Source organism: Kocuria sp. CCUG 69068 (assembly GCF_020833785.1).
Taxonomy (GTDB): Bacteria; Actinomycetota; Actinomycetes; order Actinomycetales; family Micrococcaceae; genus Kocuria; species Kocuria rosea.
In genome coordinates this window covers 1-2,810 of sequence record NZ_PDDL01000198.1, presented here as the reverse complement: position 1 = coordinate 2,810, position 2,810 = coordinate 1, and the positions used below count along the sequence as shown (strand labels likewise).

Sequence of the window (2,810 nt, the reverse complement as noted above, 5' to 3'; positions counted from 1 at the left end):
GCCGGCGGGCGCTTCAGCGCCTGGCGGCGGCACCGGCAGGAGCGCGCCGCCACCCGCACGCTCACCGCCTCCCGGCTCCCCCCGGTGGAGGAGCCCCCGCGGGCCGGTTCCACGGCCGTGGGGGCCACAGCCGTGGGAGCCACGGTGGTGGCCTTTCCCGCCTCACCGGGGGCGCGGCGCCGGCGCCGGCGGATCGGCGCGGTCCTCGGGGTGCTCGCCGCCCTCGCGGTGCTCGCCGGCGTCCTGTTCCTCTCCCCGGCGCTGGCCGTGCGGGACATCACGGTGCGCGGCGCGGAGCTGACGGACCCGGCTCGCGTCGAGTCCGCGCTCGACGCCTACCGGGGCGTCCCGCTGACGCGGATCTCCAAGGACGAGGTGCGGGAGCGGGTGGGGCGGATCCCGCAGGTCCGCTCCATCGAGGTCCTGCTCGAGCCCCCGCACCACCTCGTGGTCGCGCTGCGCGAGCGCGTGCCCGTGGCCGCGATCGAGGACGACGGGGAGTTCGTGGTCGTCGACTCGGAGGGGGTGGATCTGATGACCGCCGGCTCCGCGGAGGAGGCGGGCGTCCCCGTCGTCACGGGCGGGCGCGACGTGCTGGAGGGCGAACGGTTCGAGGCCATCGCGGACGTGCTGGCGGCCCTGCCGGAGTCCGTCCTCGCCCAGTTGCGCACCGCCTCGGCCGAGTCGCTGTCCTCGGTGGAGCTGGCCTTCACCGACGGCCGCACGGTCGTCTGGGGCACCGCCGAGGACAGCGAGCTCAAGTCGCAGGTCCTGCGGGAGCTCGTCGAGGCGCGCGGCGCCGGCAGCGGCGTCGAGACCTACGACGTGTCGAGCCCGACCCGTCCCGTGGTGCGCTGAGGCACGACATCGGACCTCACGTTCCACCAGAGGTCGAGAGTGCGGCCGAAACGCAGCACGACCTGCGGTTTTGGCGAAAAGTGTCGAAAGCGGTATGGCTTGTCGTGCAGGTGGTCCCCGTCGTTGTTAGGCTTGACCCCGACATCGAACCCGCCGGGGGAGCAGCTGACGGCATGAGATTCGACCTTCGATAGAAGGTTGAGAAACGGCTCGCCATCCCCGACCCGAACCATCTCCAGTTAGGTACCCATGGACTCCTCCACCCCCCAGAACTACTTGGCCGTCATCAAGGTCGTCGGAATCGGCGGCGGCGGCGTCAACGCCGTCAACCGGATGATCGAGGAGGGGCTGCGCGGCGTCGAGTTCATCGCGATCAACACGGACGCGCAGGCCCTGCTGATGAGCGACGCCGACGTCAAGCTCGACGTCGGGCGAGAGCTCACGCGCGGCCTGGGCGCCGGCGCCAACCCCGATGTCGGACGCCAGGCGGCGGAGGACCACCACGAGGAGATCGAGGAGGTCCTCAAGGGGGCCGACATGGTCTTCGTGACCGCCGGCGAGGGCGGCGGCACCGGCACCGGCGGCGCCCCCGTGGTCGCCCGCATCGCCCGCTCCCTGGGCGCCCTGACCATCGGTGTCGTCACCCGCCCGTTCACCTTCGAGGGTCGCCGCCGGTCCAACCAGGCGGAGAACGGGATCGAGACGCTGCGCGACGAGGTCGACACCCTCATCGTGATCCCCAACGACCGGCTGCTGTCCATCTCCGACCGCAACGTGTCCATGCTGGACGCCTTCAAGTCCGCGGACCAGGTGCTGCTCTCCGGCGTGCAGGGCATCACGGACCTGATCACCACCCCGGGCCTGATCAACCTCGACTTCGCCGACGTGAAGTCCGTGATGCAGGGCGCCGGCTCGGCGCTCATGGGCATCGGCGCCGCGCAGGGCGAGGACCGTGCCGTGAAGGCGGCCGAGCTCGCGATCGCGTCGCCGCTGCTCGAGGCCTCGATCGACGGTGCCCACGGCGTGCTCCTGTCCATCCAGGGCGGCTCCGACCTCGGGCTGTTCGAGATCAACGAGGCCGCCCGCCTGGTCCAGGAGGTCGCCCACCCCGAGGCGAACATCATCTTCGGCGCGGTCATCGACGACGCCCTGGGTGACCAGGCCCGCGTCACGGTCATCGCCGCGGGCTTCGACTCGGTGAGCCCGGAGACCAACGCGAACAACACCAACGCGGCCGCCCAGCAGGCGGCGACCACGCGCGCGGCCTTCGGGTCCGGCGCCGGTCAGCCCGCCGGCGTGGGCCGTGCCCCGCAGCGTGGCGGGGCCCCGTCCTTCGCCCAGCCCTCCACCTCGCAGCGGTGGGCGCAGCCGGTGCAGAACGACGACGTGCCCGACGACGCCGGCTTCGACGTCGACCTGCCCGCCGAGGCGGAGGCCGGCGCCGGGGCGGGCTCCGGGCGCAAGGACTCCCTGGACTTCCCCGACTTCCTGAAGTGAGTCCGGCCCCCTGGGGGCGGACGCGGTGGACCCGCGTCCGCCCCCAGGGCGCGTTAAGCCCCGCCGCCGGTTCCTCCGGCGGCACGACGAGACACGACGAGCAACGACAGGAGGACCCGGTGCTCTGGTGGCAGGACGACGTCGGGCAGGGCGTCCGGGTGGCGTTCACGGACCGCGGCGCGGGCAACCTCGCCCTGCACACGGGCGACGACCCGGACGCGGTGCGGGCCCGCCGGGCCGCGCTCGAGCGGTCGATCGGCGTGCCCGAGGGCTCCCTGGTGTTCCTCGACCAGGTGCACGGCACCGACGTGGCCGACGCGGACCGGCACGACCGGCCGGCCGTGCCGACCGCGGACGCCGCGGTCACGGCGACGGGCGTGCCGCTGGCCGTGATGGTCGCCGACTGCGTGCCCGTCGTGCTGGTCGGGGAGGGGCCCCGCGGCCCGCTCACGGGC

3 protein-coding genes are annotated in these 2,810 nt (G+C 73.4%); all 3 read left to right on the top strand.

The annotated features are described in order from the left end of the window. Positions 1 to 858: FtsQ-type POTRA domain-containing protein (locus CRM73_RS18775; protein WP_229588741.1), on the top strand; the 858-nt coding region annotated here is incomplete at its 5' end. 249 nt (positions 859 to 1,107) lie between these two features. Further along, the gene (gene ftsZ / locus CRM73_RS18770; RefSeq protein ID WP_109243793.1) at positions 1,108 to 2,355 is read left to right on the top strand and encodes a cell division protein FtsZ; all 1,248 of its coding nucleotides are present in this window, start codon (positions 1,108 to 1,110) and stop codon (positions 2,353 to 2,355) included. A gap of 119 nt (positions 2,356 to 2,474) precedes the next feature. Then, on the top strand, positions 2,475 to 2,810 hold a 336-nt coding region (locus CRM73_RS18765; protein ID WP_229588740.1), incomplete at its 3' end, for a laccase domain-containing protein.

What these genes read in the sequence shown, in the direction of transcription:
- ftsZ (WP_109243793.1), top strand. Translation starts at nt 1,108, where the DNA reads ATGGACTCCTCCACCCCCCAGAACTACTTGGCCGTCATCAAGGTCGTC.